At 59.9% G+C, this 19,609-nt stretch carries 21 protein-coding genes; 15 read left to right on the top strand and 6 right to left on the bottom strand.

The features are described 5' to 3' along the window. Positions 1-255 precede the first annotated feature (255 nt). From apbC to AC13Q5_RS05690, 11 genes are all read left to right on the top strand, one after another. Positions 256-1,410, top strand: a complete 1,155-nt coding sequence (gene apbC / locus AC13Q5_RS05740; protein ID WP_488501064.1) for an iron-sulfur cluster carrier protein ApbC — start codon at positions 256-258, stop codon at positions 1,408-1,410. A 414-nt stretch (positions 1,411-1,824) separates the two neighbouring features. Next, positions 1,825-2,802: a magnesium transporter CorA family protein gene (locus AC13Q5_RS05735; protein ID WP_075855619.1), complete on the top strand. Its 978-nt coding sequence runs from the start codon at positions 1,825-1,827 to the stop codon at positions 2,800-2,802. A 53-nt stretch (positions 2,803-2,855) separates the two neighbouring features. Then, positions 2,856-4,721: a potassium transporter Kup gene (locus tag AC13Q5_RS05730; RefSeq protein ID WP_425298712.1), complete on the top strand. Its 1,866-nt coding sequence runs from the start codon at positions 2,856-2,858 to the stop codon at positions 4,719-4,721. 140 nt (positions 4,722-4,861) lie between these two features. Next, positions 4,862-5,593 (top strand): hypothetical protein, encoded by a 732-nt coding sequence (locus AC13Q5_RS05725; RefSeq protein ID WP_457877718.1) that lies wholly within the window; start codon positions 4,862-4,864, stop codon positions 5,591-5,593. Positions 5,594-5,710: 117 nt separating this feature from the next. Then, positions 5,711-6,892 (top strand): cell wall hydrolase, encoded by a 1,182-nt coding sequence (locus AC13Q5_RS05720; RefSeq protein ID WP_425298711.1) that lies wholly within the window; start codon positions 5,711-5,713, stop codon positions 6,890-6,892. Between the two features lie 312 nt (positions 6,893-7,204). After that, complete coding sequence (locus tag AC13Q5_RS05715) at positions 7,205-7,549, top strand: AtpZ/AtpI family protein (protein ID WP_075855615.1); 345 nt, start codon at positions 7,205-7,207, stop codon at positions 7,547-7,549. Positions 7,550-7,627: 78 nt separating this feature from the next. Further along, the gene (locus AC13Q5_RS05710; protein ID WP_069612427.1) at positions 7,628-8,380 is read left to right on the top strand and encodes a F0F1 ATP synthase subunit A; all 753 of its coding nucleotides are present in this window, start codon (positions 7,628-7,630) and stop codon (positions 8,378-8,380) included. A 66-nt stretch (positions 8,381-8,446) separates the two neighbouring features. After that, a complete protein-coding gene (locus AC13Q5_RS05705) occupies positions 8,447-8,674 on the top strand; it encodes a F0F1 ATP synthase subunit C (RefSeq protein WP_015338972.1) in 228 nt (75 codons plus the stop codon). A 78-nt stretch (positions 8,675-8,752) separates the two neighbouring features. After that, on the top strand, positions 8,753-9,346 hold the full coding sequence (locus tag AC13Q5_RS05700) for a F0F1 ATP synthase subunit B (RefSeq protein ID WP_075855614.1): 594 nt from the start codon (positions 8,753-8,755) through the stop codon (positions 9,344-9,346). 3 nt (positions 9,347-9,349) lie between these two features. Further along, positions 9,350-9,841: a F0F1 ATP synthase subunit B gene (locus AC13Q5_RS05695; protein WP_075855613.1), complete on the top strand. Its 492-nt coding sequence runs from the start codon at positions 9,350-9,352 to the stop codon at positions 9,839-9,841. A gap of 120 nt (positions 9,842-9,961) precedes the next feature. Further along, on the top strand, positions 9,962-10,726 hold the full coding sequence (locus AC13Q5_RS05690; protein ID WP_488501063.1) for an aminoglycoside phosphotransferase family protein: 765 nt from the start codon (positions 9,962-9,964) through the stop codon (positions 10,724-10,726). Between the two features lie 4 nt (positions 10,727-10,730). Here AC13Q5_RS05690 and rnhB read toward each other — a convergent pair whose 3' ends face one another. After that, on the bottom strand, positions 10,731-11,390 hold the full coding sequence (gene rnhB, locus AC13Q5_RS05685) for a ribonuclease HII (RefSeq protein WP_488501172.1): 660 nt from the start codon (positions 11,388-11,390) through the stop codon (positions 10,731-10,733). A 118-nt stretch (positions 11,391-11,508) separates the two neighbouring features. Then, on the bottom strand, positions 11,509-12,666 hold the full coding sequence (locus AC13Q5_RS05680) for a PA0069 family radical SAM protein (RefSeq protein WP_075855610.1): 1,158 nt from the start codon (positions 12,664-12,666) through the stop codon (positions 11,509-11,511). Positions 12,667-12,906: 240 nt separating this feature from the next. Here AC13Q5_RS05680 and AC13Q5_RS05675 point away from each other — a divergent pair, with 240 nt between their 5' ends. Then, positions 12,907-13,425 (top strand): glycosyltransferase family 2 protein, encoded by a 519-nt coding sequence (locus AC13Q5_RS05675; protein ID WP_075855609.1) that lies wholly within the window; start codon positions 12,907-12,909, stop codon positions 13,423-13,425. 180 nt (positions 13,426-13,605) lie between these two features. Then, positions 13,606-13,920, top strand: coding sequence for a hypothetical protein (locus AC13Q5_RS05670; protein ID WP_075855608.1), 315 nt, complete (start codon positions 13,606-13,608; stop codon positions 13,918-13,920). A gap of 32 nt (positions 13,921-13,952) precedes the next feature. Here AC13Q5_RS05670 and moaB read toward each other — a convergent pair whose 3' ends face one another. From moaB to AC13Q5_RS05650, 4 genes are all read right to left on the bottom strand, one after another. Further along, complete coding sequence (gene moaB / locus AC13Q5_RS05665; protein WP_075855607.1) at positions 13,953-14,507, bottom strand: molybdenum cofactor biosynthesis protein B; 555 nt, start codon at positions 14,505-14,507, stop codon at positions 13,953-13,955. Beyond that, positions 14,507-15,421, bottom strand: coding sequence for a 4-(cytidine 5'-diphospho)-2-C-methyl-D-erythritol kinase (locus tag AC13Q5_RS05660; protein ID WP_075855606.1), 915 nt, complete (start codon positions 15,419-15,421; stop codon positions 14,507-14,509). Before AC13Q5_RS05660 ends, moaB begins: the two co-directional genes overlap by 1 nt. 6 nt (positions 15,422-15,427) lie before the next feature. Further along, entirely contained in the window at positions 15,428-17,284 is a 1,857-nt protein-coding gene (locus AC13Q5_RS05655) for a tetratricopeptide repeat protein (protein ID WP_488501062.1), read from the bottom strand. Positions 17,285-17,408: 124 nt separating this feature from the next. After that, positions 17,409-18,425: a polyprenyl synthetase family protein gene (locus tag AC13Q5_RS05650; protein ID WP_457878166.1), complete on the bottom strand. Its 1,017-nt coding sequence runs from the start codon at positions 18,423-18,425 to the stop codon at positions 17,409-17,411. Between the two features lie 108 nt (positions 18,426-18,533). On the opposite strand from AC13Q5_RS05650, the gene AC13Q5_RS05645 reads away from it, so the two are divergent. Next, positions 18,534-18,764 carry a putative signal transducing protein gene (locus tag AC13Q5_RS05645; RefSeq protein ID WP_075855603.1) on the top strand — a complete coding sequence of 77 codons (231 nt, stop codon included), beginning with the start codon at positions 18,534-18,536 and terminating at the stop codon, positions 18,762-18,764. 8 nt (positions 18,765-18,772) lie between these two features. After that, positions 18,773-19,549: a tRNA1(Val) (adenine(37)-N6)-methyltransferase gene (locus tag AC13Q5_RS05640; RefSeq protein WP_488501061.1), complete on the top strand. Its 777-nt coding sequence runs from the start codon at positions 18,773-18,775 to the stop codon at positions 19,547-19,549. The last annotated feature ends 60 nt before the right edge of the window (positions 19,550-19,609 follow it).

The raw sequence follows: 19,609 nt of genomic DNA, 5'->3' as shown, positions 1-19,609 counted from the left end.
TTTGCCCTATTCCTTACAGATGGGTGCTCTATGTCGGCCCGCGATTATGTCTTCCCGAATTGGGAGCGCGTTGCGGCTGGTAAGGGTTTTTCATGGACCCGGCGGACCTGCCGGCCGCAACGAAGACGCATTTTATCGACGGCGTCCCGAATTCGTTTGGCGAAGTCCCGCCTCTCTACTATCTAAGCCATAATGATTTCGGAAAGCGCCCGCCCGATGCGGCGCTGCCGAAAAGGCTTCTGCAGTGAGGATGAAATGGCAGACATCACCAAGGAACAGGTGCTGGAAACGTTAAAGACGGTTCGCGGCCCGGACCTGGAGCACAACATCGTCGAGCTCGGCATGGTGTCGGATGTCTTCATCTCCGATGGCAAGGTCTATTTCTCCATCACCGTTCCCGCCGAGCGGGCCAAGGATCTGGAGCCGATGCGTCTTGCGGCCGAGCGGGTCATCAAGGATATGCCCGGCGTCAAGGGCGCCCTGGTCGCGCTGACGGCTGACAAGAAGGCCGGCGCTCCGGTGCCACGGCCTGCGCCTGCACAAGCTGCCCCGCACGGCCATTCGCATCCTCATCCGCACGCGCCGCAACAGCCGCCCCGCGCCGCCAAGATCGGCGTTCCGGGCGTCAAGGCTATCATCGCGGTCGCCTCGGGCAAGGGTGGTGTCGGCAAATCGACCACCGCAGTTAATCTCGCGCTGGGCCTCCTGGCCAACGGCCTGCGCGTCGGCATTCTGGATGCAGACATCTATGGCCCTTCGATGCCGCGCCTCCTGAAGATTTCCGGACGCCCGACCCAGATCGACGGTCGCATCATCAACCCCATGGAGAATTACGGGCTCAAGGTCATGTCGATGGGTTTCCTCGTGGAAGAGGAAACGGCGATGATCTGGCGTGGGCCGATGGTGCAATCGGCGCTGCTGCAGATGCTGCGCGAGGTCGCATGGGGCGAGCTCGACGTGCTGGTCGTGGATATGCCGCCCGGCACCGGCGACGTGCAGCTGACCATGGCGCAGCAGGTGCCGCTTGCCGGCGCCGTCATCGTTTCGACGCCGCAGGATCTGGCTTTGATCGATGCGCGCAAGGGCCTGAACATGTTCCGCAAAGTCGAGGTTCCCGTTCTCGGTATCGTTGAGAACATGAGCTATTTCATCGCGCCGGATACCGGCGCCCGCTATGATATTTTCGGCCATGGCGGCGCCCGCAAGGAAGCAGAACGCATCGGCGTGCCCTTCCTCGGTGAAGTGCCACTGACCATGGGCATCCGCGAAACCTCGGATGCTGGCACGCCACTCGTTGCCGCTGAGCCGAACGGGGTGGTTGCGAATATTTATCGTGAGATCGCCGCCAATGTCTGGAAGCAAGTGGCAGGCGCGCCGCAGCGTACGGCGCCGTCGATCGTATTTGAATAATTCACAAAGACATCTGAGCTTTCCGTATAGTGACGGATTGTCTTGTCGGCATCCTGTGCTATGACTTCGCAAGTTTAGCCAAACTGCGGTGAAAGCGCGCGATGAAGAGGTTGTGACTTGATTCTTTGCGAGCTTTGCTGCATATGCGCCGCCTGCGTGGAACTGGCCGGTCGTTTCCGATGACCGCTCTCCGCCGCGTGGTGGTTTTATTTCGTCCGAGCAGGTGTCTTTGCCGGGACGGACGAAGGATTGGTACAGCAGCGCAATGGAACGTGAACACGGATTCCCGGCCGGACCGGCGGGATACGACCGGGGTTTTATGAGCTTTTTTCATTGGCCATTGGTGGGGTCGCGGCAAGTGCGTGCTGAGCGCCTTGATTGTTGCCTCGTCGCCGCTGCTGCGGGAGCAAGCAGTTGATAACTGCCTATTGCTCAGACCAGAAGCCGCTTGAGCTTCCCGATCTTTCAGCTGCCACCCGGCTGCCAGACAATGCCGTCTGGATCGACATGGTCGAGCCCACCCGCGAGGAAGAAGCCAGCATCGAGCGCCTGCTCGGGCTCGAGGTGCCGACCCGCGAGGACATGAAGGACATCGAGCCGTCGAGCCGGCTCTATGTCGAAAACGGCTCCGTCTTTCTCACGGCCTCGCTGTTGTGGAAGGCCGACACCAATCTGCCGATGCTCACCGATGTTGCCTTCATCCTGACAGGACACCGGCTGGTTACTATTCGCTATGCGCAGCCGAAGTCCTTCGCGCTCTTCATTGCGGCGCTGCAGCGCATTCCGCAGGAGCGGCGCACGGGTGTCGCGCTTCTTGCCAAGCTTCTCGAAACCATCGTCGACCGTACCGCCGAGGTCCTTGAACAGACCGTTGCGGGTGTCGATATATTGTCGGTGCACGTATTTGGCGATCGCGTAAAGAAGATCCGCCGCCCGGGCAACTATCTGGAAGAAAAGCTCAAGGACATCGCAGGCTATCACCGTACGCTCAGCAAGGTACGTGACAGCCTGAGTTCGCTGTCCCGACTGCTGACCTTTCTTCATGCCATCCCCGCCATGCAGCAGGACCACGAGGCCAGGGAACTGTGTCGCAATGTCTCGCGGGATGTACAGTCACTGTCGGAGCATGCGTCTTTCGTCGCGGGAAACATTACCTTCCTGCTGGATGCATCGCTCGGGCTGATCAATATCGAGCAGAACGCCATCATCAAGATCTTTTCGATCGCTTCCGTGGTGTTCCTGCCGCCGACGCTCGTGGCGTCCGTCTATGGCATGAATTTCGAGCATATGCCCGAACTGCATTTTGCCTACGGTTACCCGACATCGTTGTTGTTGATGGTGGTTTCCGCCATCGTTCCGTTTTTCTTTTTTCGCTGGAAAGGCTGGCTCTGAGAGTCTAGTGATCCTGAATGTCTAACCAAACCGATCATTCTCCCGACGGGAAAATGAACTCTCGTAAGCTCGCATACCTCGCCCTCGGCTCGATCGGCGTTGTTTATGGCGACATCGGTACGAGCCCGCTCTATGCCTTTCGCGAAGCATTGAAGCCGGTGGCCGCTGACGGTCTGACGCGCGGCGAAGTCATCAGCGTCGTATCGTTGATGTTCTGGACGCTGACGATCATCGTCACGATCAAATATGTCCTTTTTCTGCTCCGTGCGGACAACGATGGCGAAGGCGGCACTCTGTCGCTGCTGGCGCTGTTGATGAAGACGGCGAACGGCCACACCGCCATCTTGATGCTGCTGGGCCTTTTGGGCGCGGCACTCTTTCTCGGCGACGCGATGATTACCCCGGCGCTTTCGGTTCTTTCCGCCGTCGAAGGTCTGAAGCTCGTCACGCCGCAATTGTCGGATTATATCGTCCCCATATCGGTGGCGATCCTGGCGCTGCTTTTTGCGATCCAGTCGCATGGCACCGGTGCGGTCGCTCGCTTCTTCGGCCCGATCACGGCGCTGTGGTTCATCGTCATGGGCCTTGCCGGCATCATGCACATTTCCGATGACTACAGCATTCTGGCAGCGCTCAATCCCTGGTATGCGGTGAGCTTCCTGATGCGCGAGGGCTTTCTCGGCGTCGTCGTTCTCGGTGCCGTGTTTCTGACGGTGACAGGTGCGGAAGCCCTTTATGCCGACCTTGGCCATTTCGGCCGCCGTCCGATCCAATGGGCCTGGTTCGTGCTGGTGTTTCCGTCGCTGACTTTGAACTACTTCGGTCAGGGCGCTCTAGTCCTGCGCGACCCAATGGCCATGTCGGATCCGTTCTTCCTGATGTATCCGCACTGGGCGATCCTGCCGGTGGTCATTCTTGCCACGATGGCGACGATCATCGCCAGCCAGGCCGTGATCACGGGTGCTTTCTCGCTCACGCGTCAGGCGATTCACCTCGGCTTCCTGCCGCGCATGGAAATCCTCTTCACGTCCGAGACCAATACCGGGCAGATCTTCCTGCCGTCGGTCAATACCGTCCTGTTCTTCGGCGTCATCTTCCTGGTGCTGGCCTTCAAGACCTCGGATGCGCTGGCGACGGCCTATGGTATCTCGGTGACCGGCGCGATGGTCGTCACCTCGATCATGGCGTTCGAATTCGTGCGAGTCCGCTGGAACTGGTCGCTGCCGATGGCGGTTGCCGTGCTTACGCCGCTCTTGCTGCTGGAGTTCGTCTTCCTCGGCGCCAACCTCTTGAAGATCCATGACGGCGGCTATGTTCCGGTCATGATCGCGACGGCCTTTACCGTCATCATGTGGACCTGGCGCCGCGGCACGTCGATCCTGATGGAAAAGACGCGGCACACCGATATCCCGTTGTCCTCCTTCGTCAGCTCCATCGAGCGCAAGAGCGATCATTCGCCCGCGCATGTGCCCGGCACGGCGATCTTCCTGACCAGCGATCCGGAATCCGCGCCCGCCGCACTGTTGCATAATCTGAAGCACAATCACGTCCTGCACGACAAGAACGTCATTTTGACGATCCGCACCATCAACAAGCCGCGCGTCGCCCAGGAGGACCGCTATTCGGTCGAGAAGGTTTCCGAGCGCTTCTCGCGTGTCGAGTTGCGCTTTGGCTTCATGGAATCGCAGAATGTCTCGCAGGCGCTCGCGACTCTGCGCAAGACGGGCCTGAAGTTCGACATCATGTCGACCTCCTTCTATCTTGGCCGGCGCAAGCTGGTGCCGGATGCGAAGTCGGGGATGCCGCATTGGCAGGACCGGCTCTATATCGCGCTCGCCAATGCCGCGACTGACCCCTCGGACTACTTCCGTCTGCCGGCCAACCGCGTAGTGGAACTAGGCTCGCACGTCATCATCTGACGCAGATATTCTTGCTGTCCGTTCAAAAGGCCTGGTGGATATCCCCGGGCCTTTTGACTTTTCCATTGCGTAAGTGAGGCGTTGGCCTATTCAATCTAAAGACGTAAGTACTGCTATGGTCTTGGAGGAGGCGATCGCGGATGTTTAAACAGACCTTGTCCATCGCACGTCGCAATATGGCATTTTACGCGACGTTTATCCTGTGCTCCGTTGGCGCTTCGATTTTCGATGAGTATTCTGGAGGGTCCGCTTCGGCAGGTGCCACTTTTATTTTAATGAGCATATTGTCGATGAATGTTCAGAACTCAGTTCTACGAGATCAGAATTTCACCGCCGCGGCCAAGGGCAGAAAACTTCCGTTCGCTGGATATATGTTCAGGAGTGTGGCGCTAACGCTGGGAGGGTTCATGATAATGCTGCCGATCCTTGTCATTCTTCTGAAATTGAATGACCTTGGAAAGGCTTACGTCGGGCTGTGGGCAACGCTGGCATTCTTGGTAACGCTTACCATCGTCTTTTCTCTGTTTGGCACGTGGTTACCGGCGCGCCTCCATGGCACCAATGCGAGTATAGGAGATGCACTGCGACGAGGTCTGAAGCGGTTTCCCTCGACGGCGTCCCTGATATTCCTGGGCTTAGCCATTCCACTCGTTGCCGGCGTGATTGTGGGGATTCTTGCGAGTTCCGTCAGGGGGACGGATCTGATCGTGAATGGTCAGTTGAATATCCCTGTCGTTGTGGCGTCTTTGGTATCCAATGCGTTACAGATGATTGGTTGGACTTATGTATCAGTGCTCCTAGCGCGCCGGTACATGGTGGCGGAGCATATCGAGCCTCCGCCTAGCACTGAGCTGCTCACAGCCCTTACATGAGTTCGCCACACACTCCGAATCTTTCATTCCTAACCATAGAATTGCCCGAATTAACCATCCATCAAGGTTAATGGGAGATTATTCCGGCTCCTAGTTTCGAGTGCCGTTTGGAGTCCGGTGTTGTCTCGCTCGCGTTATGCCAGCCGCAAATTGCGGTTCTTGCCACAAAACTGGACCTCTCCAGCCGTCTTCGGGCTTTGCGCCTGGCTTATTTTCCCATCGACGGCAGCCTATGGCGATCTTGCCGGCCTGCTTGCCGGGATCGACCGGGAAGGGGCGAACTGGCGCATGGTGATGACCAATTCGCCAGCCGGCTCCACCCATCAGGCGGAACTGGCTTTCGGTGACGTCAAGGCCTCTGCTGCCATTGGAGATGGCGGTCTCGTGTTGCCGGACGGGCGCCGGGTCGCGTTCCAGTCCGAACAGAAGGGCAGCGATCCCCGGCCCGATGAGGACCGTATCAATCGGCAGGACAAGAAGGGCAGAGTGGTGGCTGTCGCGCCGATGCAGCCGCCGAAGGATTTTTCCGCGGGCTCCGTGCTGCAGCGCCAGAGCTTGCTTCTTCGGCCGGAATCGGCGACCGGCGAGCGCACCGCGTTCCTGAAGCCGAAACTCGGCGGCAAGGAAATCCAGATTGCTACTGCTTTCTATAAGAAGCAGCCGCCGAAGCCGGATGATAGCGTGCCGGCCTATATTGCCAATCTGGTCACCAATCAGAATGCTGATGTTCTGGCGGCCGCCTATGCCTCGCCGGCGCCGGACTATGCCCGTGTCTCGCCCTTCGATTCCATTCTCGCCAAGGATCAGGACGGCGAGGGCCGCTTCGTGCCGCAGATAGGCCCCAAGGATCACCTATGGGCCGCCAATGTCCTGCCACCCTCGGTCTTCTCCTCGGATGAGCAGCAATGCCTTGCGACCGGCATCTATTTCGAGGCACGCGGCGAGTCCGTGAAAGGGCAGGCAGCCGTCGCCCAGGTCATCCTCAATCGCGTCCGCAATCCCGCCTATCCCAAGACCATCTGTGGCGTCGTCTATCAGAATGAGGATTGGACCAACGCTTGCCAGTTCTCCTTTGCCTGCGACAACGTCAAGGAGCGCGTCAATTCCCCCGAACACTGGCGTATCGCCCGTCAGGTCGCCATGGCCGTGACCGCCGGCAAGATCTGGTTGCCGGAAGTCGGTTCCGCCACCCATTATCATGCTGTCTATGTCCGGCCGAAATGGGCTGCTGAAATGGTGAAGGTCGGCCGCATAGGCATGCACATCTTCTACAGGACCTATGGCGGCGGCTGGAGCTGAGGCAGTCGGTTCTGGCAGATTGACGCGGCGCGCGGACGCGCTGCCCCTGGCAAAAAAGCCACAGGAAAGCAGGGGCTGAAGAGGATTCTTCGGCTCAGTTTTCGATCAATATGGCTCTTTCGGCCTAAGATCATGATTTAATTGGGCTAATTTATGGCTGGACAGATGACGTCTACGCCTTGACTATGCTTTTTCCTAAAACTATGTTGCGCGCGACTTCAAAACGGGCCGAAAGGTGGCGAAACCTGCTGTTCGTTTACGCGTTGACCGGGGTACAGGGATTGCGCGCAACGAAAATGGGAGGATGCCACCATGACGGACGACCGCGACGAAGGTCTGGAACAGCGGCGAGCGCAGCTGGGAGCCGAATTGGCGAGCAAACGCGCTGCGGTGAGAGAGGGTGAACGCGGGGAGGTTCGCGCCGAGGAGAGCCGTAAAGGCTACGCTCAGGCGATGAAGCTTTCCAGTGAGTTCATAGCCGCAATCATCGTTGGCGCTGTTCTGGGCTATGTCCTGGACCGTTTTCTCGGTACGACGCCGTGGGGCATGATTATTCTGCTGCTTCTCGGATTTTGTGCCGGCGTGCTGAATGTGCTGCGCTCTGCGGGCAAGGTGGCGACACCGGTGCCGCAAGAGCGTGGTCCTGATAAGAAATGAGCGGAAGCAACGCTGCGGCGCTGTTTCCAGATGAGAAGCATCCGCTCGGTGGAGCGGAAAAATGAAAGAGAACAAGCGGTGGCAAACGATCCTACCCATCAGTTCCTGATCTTCAAGATTATCCCGATCGATATCGGCGGAATTGATTTTTCGTTCACCAACGCCTCGCTGTTCATGGTTGCCTCCGCAGTGATTTCCGCGGGCTTCCTTTATTTTGCCAGCGCGCCGCGCGGCGTCATCCCGACGCGCTCGCAGTCGGTGGCGGAAATGGCCTATGAGTTCATCGCCTCGATGCTGAAAGAGGGGGCGGGGACGAAGGGAATGAAGTTCTTCCCGCTGGTCTTCTCTCTCTTCATGTTCGTCCTGACGGCGAACCTGCTAGGCCTCGTTCCTTACTTCTACACCGTCACCAGCCAGATCATCGTGACGCTTGCGCTCGCGCTGCTCGTCATCTTCACCGTTATTTTCTACGGTTTGATCAAGCATGGCTTCGGCTTCTTCAAGATCTTCGTGCCGCAGGGTGTTCCGGGGGTTCTTCTGCCGCTGGTGGTGGCGATCGAAATCATCTCCTTCCTGTCCCGCCCGGTTTCGCTCTCCGTTCGTCTTTTCGCCAACATGCTGGCCGGTCATATCACGCTCAAGGTGTTCGCGGGCTTCGTCGCCTCGCTCGGAGCACTCGGCGCGCTTGGTATCGGCGGAGCTGTTCTTCCTCTTATCATGACCGTCGCCCTCACCGGTCTCGAGTTCCTTGTCGCCTTCCTTCAGGCTTACGTCTTTGCGGTGCTGACTTGCATGTACCTCAACGACGCAATCCACCCGGGTGGCCACTAAGGATAAAGACATTGGCGTCTAACGGCGTCAGTCATTCACCGCACAACCATTTCAAAGGAGTTCAACATGGACGCGGAAGCAGCAAAGTTCATCGGCGCAGGTTTGGCTTGCTTTGGTATGGCCGGCACGGCTCTCGGCCTCGGCAATATCTTCGGCAGCTACCTGTCCGGCGCACTGCGCAACCCGTCGGCTGCTGACAGCCAGTTCGGCCGTCTGGTATTCGGCTTCGCCGTTACGGAAGCTCTGGGCATCTTCTCGCTGCTCGTCGCTCTCCTCCTGCTCTTCGCTGTCTGATATCAGCGGCGTCATAGATCACGGTTCGCGAGCAGCGAGCCGTGATTCTTTGTATTTGCAGACCACCTGGAGGTGAGCATGTTTGTGACCCCGGCATATGCTGAAGAAGCACCGCCGGCCGCCGGAGCGGTGCACACGGAAACGGGTGCGCCGAATGAAGGCCATCACGGCGGCGTATTCCCGCCGTTTGACCATACGACGTATCCGTCACAGCTGCTTTGGCTGGTGATCACCTTCGTTATCTTCTACGTGGCCATGCAGAAGATCGTTATTCCGCGCGTCGGCAGCATTCTGGAAAGCCGGCACGACCGGATCGCCCAGGATATCCAAGAAGCCTCGCGTCTGAAGGCTGAAGCCGACGCTGCCGTCGCGACCTATGAAAGCGAATTGGCCGCTGCGCGCGCCAAGGCGAATTCCATCGGCGCCACTGCCCGCGATGCCGCCAAGGCCAAGGCCGAAGAAGATCGCAAGGCGATCGAGGCAAGCCTGGCTGAGAAGCTCAAGGCCGCAGAAGGCCGGATCGCTGAAATCAAGGCGAAAGCCTTCGGCGATGTCGGTGCGATTGCCGAGGAGACGGCTGGTGCCGTCGTCGAGCAGTTGGTTGGCAATGTCGCCGGTAAGGCCGATGTCGCCTCTGCGGTTGCGGCTGCTGCCGCCAAGCAGGAGGGGTGATCCATGGAATTCGCTTTCGACAACACCTTCTTCGCGTTCGTCAGCCTTCTCATCTTCCTCGGCCTGATCGTTTACCTGAAGGTTCCGGGCATGATGGCAAAGTCGCTTGACGACCGCGCCGATCAGATCCGCAACGAGCTGGCAGAAGCCAAGCGCCTGCGCGAAGAGGCCCAGCACTTGCTGGCCGAGTATCAGCGCAAGCGCAAGGAAGCCGAGGCTGAAGCAGCGCACATCGTCGCTGCAGCCGAGCGCGAAGCCGAAATGCTGACGACCGAGGCTCGCAAGAAGACCGAGGAGTTCGTCGCCAACCGCACGGCTTTGTCCGAGCAGAAGATCAAGCAGGCGGAAGCCGATGCGATGAAGGCGGTCCGTTCCGCCGCCGTCGACTTGGCGATTGCCGCTGCGGAATCGGTTCTGGCGAAGAAGGCCGACGGCAGCGTCCAGTCCGGCCTCTTTAGCGATGCGGTCAAGGAAGTGAAGACGCGGTTGAACTAAGCCCGCGGAACATCGAAATTCGAAAGAGCCCCGCTTCGGTGGGGCTTTTCTGTTTTCTGCCCAGGCAGGTTGATCATCGCCACGACCGACAGCAAAATCACGAGATTGGGGGGGAGGCAGATGCAGGCACCAACAGGCGATGAGCCGTTTCGTCAAGGCGATCTTATCGTGAGGCCGTCGCAGCCATGGACAGCGGGCGTGCATGCCTTGCTGGCTGCCCTTCATCGGCATGGCTTTGCGGCAGCCCCTCTGGCGGTCGGATATGACGAGGTCTGGGAAAAGGTGTCCTATTTGCCCGGAGATACCGGCGACCTCGATGGCAGTGCTCACATGCGCAGCGAGACGGCGCTGCGATCGGCAGCATCGCTGCTGCGGCGCTATCATGATTGCTGTGCCTTGTTCGCGCGGAACCTTGAGGCCGATTATGCATGGCAACTGCCGGCTCGTTCGCCCTGCGAGGTCATCTGCCATGGGGATTTTGCCCCCTACAATGTCGTTCTGAATGATGGCGAAGTAACCGGCATCATCGATTTCGAGGCGGCGCATCCTGGTCCGCGAATATGGGATCTGGCCTACGCTGTCTATCGCTGGGCGCCTTTATCCTCCGGTGTCGCTGTGGATGGATTGGACAGACTTGCTGGCCAGATCAACCGTGCCCGCATCTTCGTCGATGTCTATGGCTTGTCCGCTGCCGAGCGTCTTTCATTGCCTGACGTCATCGTCGGTCGGCTTGAGGCTCTGTTGGCCTTCATGGAGCGAGAAGCGGCCCGCGGCATCGAGAGATATCGCCGAAATCTGCAGGAAGGCCATGACCGTATCTACGGGGAAGACATCGCCTATATCGGAAAATGGTCGGCGGAGATCGTCGCAGGGTTGACGAGCTGAGCGCTCAGACGGCCTCTTTGCGCAAGGGGCGAAAGCTCATGCGATGCAGAGAGCAGGGACCGTGCTCCTCAATGCCGGCACGATGCTGCGCGGTGCCATAGCCCGCATGGGCCGCAAAGCCATAGGCGGGGAAGACGACGCCGGCGCGTGTCATCATCCGGTCGCGGGTCACTTTGGCCACGATCGATGCGGCGGCGATGGAGAACGAGCGCGCATCGCCCTTGACCACGGCCTTGCCGGGGCAGGCAAGACCGGTTGGCACATCGAGCCCGTCGGTCAGTACATAGCTCGCCGGCATTGCCAGCCCGCATATGGCGCGGCGCATGGCATCCAGGCTCGCCTTGCGGATATCGGTCGTGTCGATACGGGTTGCACTCGAGGAAGCGATGGAGACCGTTGCTGTCGCCAGGATCTCGACGAACAGTTCTTCTCGCCTAGCCGCACTCAACTGCTTGGAATCATTCAGTCCATTCGGGATGCGCTCCGGATCGAGAATGACGGCGGCAGCAACGACAGGCCCCGCAAGTGGTCCTCGGCCGACCTCGTCAGCTCCGGCAACAGGCCAATGCCCGGCGCGCCGTGCGATCAATTCCAGCTCGAAAGTGGGGACAAGCGGAACGTCCTCGAACAGCATTGGAGAATCGGGTGGTGCACGGCGTGACATGCGGCGAAGCTCGCACACCACCCGATCTCCTGCAAGCCCCCGGTGGATCATGGCGGCGAACCGGGGGGCTTTTCCAGCGGGTACAGGGAACCCACGCAAGGAAGGTAGAATAGAAAAATCAGAGCAACGACAGTTGCACGCCGCTGCCGTCGGGCGGCACGAACAGGTCGTCGCGCAAGGCGATATTGCGGCGCGTAAGCTCGAGCCGGCGCGTCGCCATTTCGAAGCGGCGGCTGATCTGCCAGGCATAAGGGCCGGCGCCCTTCATGCGCTTGCCGAATTCCGCATCGTAATCCTTGCCACCGCGCATCGAGCGGATCAGCGACATGACGTGGCGATAGCGGTCCGGATAATGCTGCAGCAGCCAGTCGCGAAAGAGCGGGCTCACCTCCAGCGGCAGCCGTAGGATCACATAGCTTGCCTCCTGCGCGCCGGCGGCCTTGCCGGCATCGAGGATACGTTCGATCTCGTGATCGTTAAGCGCAGGGATGATCGGTGCCACCATGATCGAGGTGCGGATGCCGGCTTCGCTCAAGGCCTGGATCGCCTCCAGCCGCCGCGGCGGCGTTGCGGCACGCGGCTCCATCGCACGCGCCAGCTTCCGGTCGAGTGTCGTCACCGACAGGCCCACCCGCACAAGGTTCTTGGCGGCCATCTCTTTCAGAATATCGATATCGCGCATGACCAGCGCCGATTTGGTGACGATGGCAACCGGATGGTTTGCCCGGTTCAGCACTTCGAGGATCTGGCGCATGATCCGCCATTCCTTCTCGATCGGCTGATAGGGGTCGGTATTGGTACCGATGGCGATGACGCGCGGCTTGTAGCCGGGCTTTGCCAATTCGCGTTCCAAAAGCTTGGCAGCATCCGGCTTGGCAAACAGCTTCGATTCGAAATCCAGTCCCGCCGACAGGCCCATATAGGCGTGTGTCGGCCGCGCGAAGCAGTAGATGCAACCATGCTCGCAGCCGCGATAAGGGTTGATCGATCGATCGAAGGGAATGTCGGGCGATTCGTTGCGGGTGATGGCGGTGCGTGGCTTTTCCACCTGCACCTCGGTCTTGAAGGGCGGCAGCTCTTCCCAACTTTGCCAACCATCGTCGAAGGTCTCGCGCTGTTGTGGCTCGAACCGGCCGCTCGGGTTCAACCCCGCGCCGCGTCCGCGCCGGCGCTCGACGTCGACCCTGAGACCAGAATCGGCGATCAAAGCGTTGGCAACGTCTGCCGTATTGGCAGGCGCGAAAGCGGCCTGCCCTGCAAGGGACTGCTCGTTCATCGGTAGCTCCAGGGCGGCTCATGCCATCGCATGCCGCGTCTAAGATGATTAAATTCCTATCCGACAAACGAGAACATTGCAAGAACAAAAATCCGGGATGGTCACTTTCCACCGCATTCGGGAGAGGCATCTGGCGATGCCGGCTGGGAGAAATTTCGTCAGCGTATGATGTTTGTCTTAAACGCTCGGACTTGAGGTTAGGTGCTGGCAATAAATTGTGCGCCGCTCTATAAATGGGCAATGTTGACGGTCATCATCGAATGCCAGGATCACGAACCCGAGCTGGCGCAGACATTGGCGGCATTGGTGGCAGGCGCGGTCGAAGGGCTGGTCAGCGACGTGGTCGTGCTTGATCACGGGTCCAGGGATGGCACATCGAAGGTGGCGGATGCTGCTGGCTGCCGCTTTTATTCGCAATGGGATATCAAGGACATATTGCGGTCTGCGAGGGGCGAATGGCTGTTGCTGGTCGAGCCCGGTGCGCGGCCGCAAGCGGGCTGGATCGATGAGATTGCCGAATATGTCTCGCTGAACAAGGTGCCTGCGCGCTTTACCGCATCGCGCGGCTATCGCCGCCCGTTTCTGAAGCGAATCGGCCGTCGCACGGAGCCGCTGGAGCTGGGTTTGCTGCTTTCCAAGCACCAGGCCATAGCTGTTGCCCGATCGGGTATGCGGCTGGCCGAATTCGCCAAGGGACAGAAGGGCCGACGGCTTTCAAGCGAGCTCATCCCATCCTGGGTGGCGCGGGCGGCACGATAGGCTCCGTTATCCACCTGAACCGAGATTCCATTTGAAAAGCCGCAAATAGCTGCGATAATTCTCTCATGGCGGCACCTCTCGCGTGTCGCGTCGGGCCGACCATGAAGATGCCGATACGCGGCGGAACAGGTTAGCGGAGCACTCCTTGTCCGCCGGGATACCGGCGAAAGGAGGTGCGTCATGAAACGCACGATGCTCACCCGCCTCACGGCAACGGCCCTCGTGGCAACATCGATCCTCTATCCTGGCGTCGCCGCCTCCCAGGTAACGCTCGCCTGCGCCCAGCGCGTCGATATCGTCGCCTTTCTCGGCGATCATCTTTCGGAAAAGCTTTCCGCTGTCGGCAAGCTCGATTCCAATACGGTCATGGAGATCTATGCGGCCGAGAGCGGCAATTGGACACTGTTGATGAGCGACGCTTCCGGCCGCAGCTGCATCATTCTCAGTGGCGACAAATGGGAATCAATTCCTGTTTTGCCGGGGCAGAAGGCGTAGCAGTCGCATAACGCCCTACAGGCGCTTAGGACCTACTTGGAGCTTGCGCCGCGCTTCAGATGCTCGTCGAGGCGCGGCATGATTTCAACGAAATTGCAGGGCATGTGGCGGTAGTCGAGCTGCGCCTTCAAGATGCCGTCCCAGGCATCCTTGCAGGCGCCAGGCGAACCCGGCAGCACGAAGATGAAGGTGGCGTTGGCCACACCGCCGGTCGCCCGCGACTGAATGGTCGCCGTGCCGATTTTGTCATAGGAGATACGATGGAAGACCTCGGAAAAGCCGTCCATCCGCTTTTCGAACAGAGGTTCGAGCGCCTCGGGCGTCACATCGCGGCCGGTAAAGCCGGTGCCGCCGGTGGTAATTACCACATCGACTGTATCGTCCTTCGTCCAGGCTTCCACCTGCGCGCGGATGCGCTCCTTGTCGTCGGGAACGATGGCGCGGGCGGCAAGCCTATGTCCGGCATCCGCAATGCGGGCAACCAGCGTATCGCCCGATTTGTCGTCGGCGAGCGTGCGGGTATCGGAAACGGTCAGCACCGCGATGCCGACGGGAATGAAGGATCTTTCGTTGACTGAGCCTGCCATCATGCCTCTCCCGCGATCGTCTCCGTCACCTGGAAATACCAGTCCGGCTTCTGTCTGTGAAGCGAAGCGGCCGCTTCCGTTGCCTGTTCGATATCCGCGAAGATGCCGAAGCATGTTGCGCCGGAACCGGACATGCGCGTCATGATCGGAGACTTACTTTCGATCAGGCTGGAAAGTATCGCAATCTCCCCGCAGATCGAGCGCGCCGGCGGTTCGAGATCGTTGCGCAGGTTCCTGATCGTGTCGATCCATTCGCCGTATCCCTGCGGCATCTGCGATGGAAACAGCAATGGTGGATTGTCCTTGCGGGAGAGACGGCGAAACACATCCGCCGTGGAGACGCCGACAAGCGGGTTGCCGAGAACCATCGGAAAGGAAGGAAAGGACGGCAGCAAGTCTATCGCTTCTCCGATCCCGCGCGCCACCAGCGGCTGGCTCGCAAGGCACATCGGCACATCGGCGCCGAGTTTCAAGGCGATCGTCTTGAGCATGTCCTCCGGCAGCTTAAGGTGCCATAGCCGCATCAGCCCACGCAATGTCGCAGCCGCGTCCGCCGAGCCGCCACCGATTCCCGATGCGATCGGCAGGTTCTTTTCCAGATGGATATGGGCAGCGGGTGCATCGAAGCCGGCCGAGCTGGCTGCCTGCCGCAAGAGATCGCGCGCCTTGAGCACGAGATTGTCGCCAGCCTCGGCATCGGCGGACAGCAGTGGTCCGAAGCGCCCGGAAAGGCTGAACTCATCTTGCTCGCCGGCACGAAAGCCGAGCCGATCGCCGTGGCGGGCGAAACTGACAAGCATGTCGAGCAGGTGATAGCCATCGGAGCGGCGACCCGTGACATGCAATGCGAGATTGATCTTTGCGGGCGCTTCTTCCGTGAGGTCGAAAGCGCCCGCTGCCAAGATCGTGCCCATGGAAACTTAGGACTTCTTGTCGACCGGCGCCGGAGCGTTCGTATCGGGCGAGGGTGCCGGTGCTGGGTCGGGCTGCTTGCTTTTGTCGACGGTCTTCGGATCGTTGTCGAGCGGCGGCAAGCCCTTCTCGACCTTCTCCTTGATCTTCGGAATATCGGCCTCTTCCGGTTTGGAGGCGAGCGCACGATTCCACTGATAGACGGCTTCGAGCTTGCGGTTGACGCGCCAGTAGGCGTCACCCAGATGGTCGTTGATCGTCGGATCGCCAGCCTTGAGCTGCGCTGCCCGCTCCAGCTCGTTGACTGCATCGTCGAAACGGTTGAGGCGGAAATAGGCCCAGCCGAGGGAATCGACGATGTAGCCGTCATCCGGTCTCAGATCGACGGCCTTCTTGATCATGTCCAGGCCCTGGTCGAGGTTCATGTTCATATCGACCCAGGAATAGCCGAGATAGTTCAGTACTTGCGGTTGATCCGGGTTCAGTTCGAGGGCCTTCTTGAAGTTCGGCTCGGCATCCGGCCATTTCTTCAGCCGCTCATAGGCAATGCCGCGCTGGAAGAATACCGCCCAGTCGCTGCGCTTCGGCACGGGACCAATGATCTGCACGGCCTTGTCGTAATTGTCGGCCATGGCCTGGAAGTCCTTGGCATCCGAAAGGACGCTGCCATAGGCGAGATAGCTGCGGACATCGTTGGGATCGGAATCGATCAGCGCCTTCAGATGCTTGCGCGCGTCGTCGACCTTACCGGACTGCGCGAGCGCAAGACCGAGCTGCAGCTCGGAAATGCGGGCCATCGGCGAGTTATCAGGCACTTTCTTGTAGAAGGAAATGGCGCGGTCGGTCTGTTCCTGCTTCTCAGCCAGCCCGCCGAGAAGAACGAGCGTATCGGCTGCTTTCGGGTCGAGGGAGTTGGCGATCTGCAGGTAAAGCGAGACGACATCCTCGGCGCCGTCACGGTTCAGTGCGGCGCCGATGGTGAAGAGCACGGCGGCGGCACCTTCGCTGGCATTGGCCACCTGCTGGTCCGGCGTATCGCCCTTGCTGATGCTGTCGCGCAGCGCATTCAGCGGCGCATAATTGCTGACGAGATTGTCGCCGACGGAAATCGCATCGAGAGCCTTCTGCTTGTCGCCGGCCTTGGCTTCGAGGCGTGCGAGTGCCATGACGGCGCGCATGAACGTATCCGGAGCCGTCGCGCCGCCCGTCTTGTCGAGGATGGCATCGTTGAGATGCGAACGCGCCGACTTCAGGTCACCCATCGTCAGGGCGATGGCGCCGGCATGATAGTTCTTGAAGATGTTGAACCAGTCCGGTCCCTTCATCTTGTCGATCATCGAGATCGCTTCCTTGCCGCGGCCGGAACCGGCGCGTGCCCAGGCGGCGAGCAGGTTGGTCATCATACGGTCCAGATCGTTCGGACCGTTATATTTGAGGATTTCCTGTGCCGTGCGGTATTCGTGGCGGCGGATGGCATCCATGCCACGCACGATCGTGGTGACGCGCTCGACGGAAGGATCGCTCTTCAGCTCGTTGGCGTATTTGACGCCTTCTTCCAGATTGCCGTTCAGCAGCAGCGAGATCATCAGCCGCTGGCGTATCTCCGGATTGCTCGGGTCGATCATCAGCGCCTTTTTGTAGAGCGCGACGGCAGTGTCGTAGTCGTGATCGACATCGGCAGTACGGGCGGCCAGGAAAGCGCCTGCGAAAGTATCGACGCTATCCGGATCGAAAGAAGTGACCGGAGCACTGGCCTCCGGCGCTGCCGGCTTATCCTCTGCGCGCGCGCCAGTCAGGGCGGACATCGAAAGGATTGCCGCCAAGGCTACGCCCGAAAGGAAACGGATGGCAAGTCTCTGCCGCATTAGAAAGCCTCTCATCAAGGGAATGGCCGGCGAGGTCGCCGACGGCACAACGCATTCGTGTCAACTGATTCACAACAGGATGGCTTTTTTGAAGCGGCCCTGCAACAAATTCGGGTCGCCGCTATCAATTAACGCGTTCGATGCAGAAATCGATCACTTCGAGAAGTGCCGATTTCCAGGGCGTTTCCGGCAGGGGCGCCAGAGCGTCGCGCGCGATGGTGCCGTAGTGCACGGCACGGGCAATTGTGTCGGCCAGCGCGCCATATTTCGTGATCAGGCCAAGAGCCTTTTCGAGATTTTCGTCGCTGTTGTTGCCGGTTTCGATGGCGTCACGCCAGAAGGCGCGTTCCTTTTCGGTGCCACGGCGATAGGCGAGGATTACCGGAAGCGTGATCTTGCCCTCGCGGAAATCGTCGCCGACATTCTTGCCGAGATCGGCAGCCTTGCCGCCATAGTCGAGCGCATCATCGACAAGCTGGAAGGCGAGGCCGAGATTGGTGCCGTAGGATTTCAGCGCATTGCGCTCCGCCTTGCCGGCATTGGCGACGATCGGGCCGACTTCGGCCGCAGCGGCGAAAAGCGCGGCGGTCTTGGCGCGGATGACCGAGAGATAATCGTCTTCCGTCGTCTCCATGTTCTTGGAAACGGAGAGCTGCAGGACTTCGCCTTCGGCGATGACGCAGGCGGCCGAAGAGAGCACGTCGAGCGCCTCGATCGAGCCGACTTCCACCATCATGCGAAAGGCCTGACCGAGCAGGAAGTCGCCGACCAGCACGCTCGCCTGGTTGCCCCAGATCATGCGGGCCGTAGACTTGCCGCGACGCAGATCGCTTTCATCGACCACGTCGTCATGCAGCAGCGTGGCCGTATGCAGGAATTCGACCGAGGTCGCGAGCTTGATGTGATTGTCGCCCTGATAGCCGTAGAGCGCGGCAGACGCGATGGTCAGCATCGGCCGCAAACGCTTGCCGCCAGACGAGATGAGATGCTCCGCAACCTCGGGGATCATCTGCACATCGGAACCGGCCTTGGACAGGATGAGCTGATTGACGCGTTCCATGTCCGCCTTGGTCAGATCCACCAGTGGCTTGATGGATGCCAGTTTATTCTTGCTTTCTTCCAGCGGTATCACGACGCCCAACGATCCGGACTCCTGTTCATTTTCTGCAAAGCACAATAAGAAGGGGCGAAAGAGGCGGCAAGAGGCGAATTGTCTCGTCGCGTAAATTTGACAGGAATTCTAGGGCTTATGCACGAGCTGATCCGCACAAATGATCCCGTCCTTCTCTCTTTTGCCGAGAGCCTGATGAAGGATGCGGGGATTCATTGCTTTGTCGCGGATCAGGCGATGAGCATTCTGGAAGGCTCGCTCGGCATGTTGCCGCGCCGGTTTCTGGTCGAGGAAGAGCGCGCCGATCAGGCACGGCGGATCCTCGTCGATGCCGGTCTCGGCGACGAGCTGCGCCCGGCACGCGGCTGAGGTTGCCCATGACCGGCAAACCCTCCGAAACCGTCGATGCCTTCCACCGCGGCGCCTTCCATGTCGTGCAGCCGAAGGGCAGGGGGCACCGCTCCGGCATGGATGCCATGCTGCTGGCGGCACTCGTCGCAGATGAGCGCGCGATCCGGGTGGCGGATCTCGGCGCAGGCGCAGGCGCAGCCGGAATGGCCGTGGCGTCGAGGCTCGACCGCGCGGTAGTCGTGCTGTTCGAGCGCTCGTTCGACATGGCCGAGTTCGCGCGCAAGAGCCTTGTGTTGCCGGAAAATGCGCGGTTTGCTAACCGCGTCTCCGTTATCGACGCCGATGTGACGCTGACCGGCAAGGATCGCAACGAGGCAGGCCTTATCGACGATAGCTTCCACCACGTCATCATGAACCCGCCCTTCAACGATGCCAGCGACCGGCTGACGCCCGATGCCTTGAAGGCGGAGGCGCATGCCATGACGGACGGACTGTTCGAGAAATGGATCCGCACGGCAGGCGCGATCATGATCCCCGGCGGTCAGCTGTCGCTCATAGCCCGACCCGAATCCGTCGGCGAGATCATCGCCGCCTGTGGCCGGCGTTTCGGCGGTATCGAGATCACGCCGATCCATCCGCGTGAAGGCGAGAGTGCGGTGCGCATTCTGGTGACGGGAATAAAGGGATCAAGGGCGAGGCTGGCGCTGCGTGCGCCGCTCATCATGCACGGCGAGGGAACGCATAAATTCTCCGATTTCGTCGACGATCTGAACAATGGCCGCGCCGCTTATCCGCGCCGATAGCGCATCGCTTCGATGAATCTCTTCGCGAAATACTGCCCGCAATGTTGCGTTTGCCGTTTC

Source organism: Martinezella sp. CNPSo 3964, from assembly GCF_057784375.1.
Note: the sequence above shows the minus strand (reverse complement) of the source record. Positions and strands in the feature narration are given on the sequence as shown.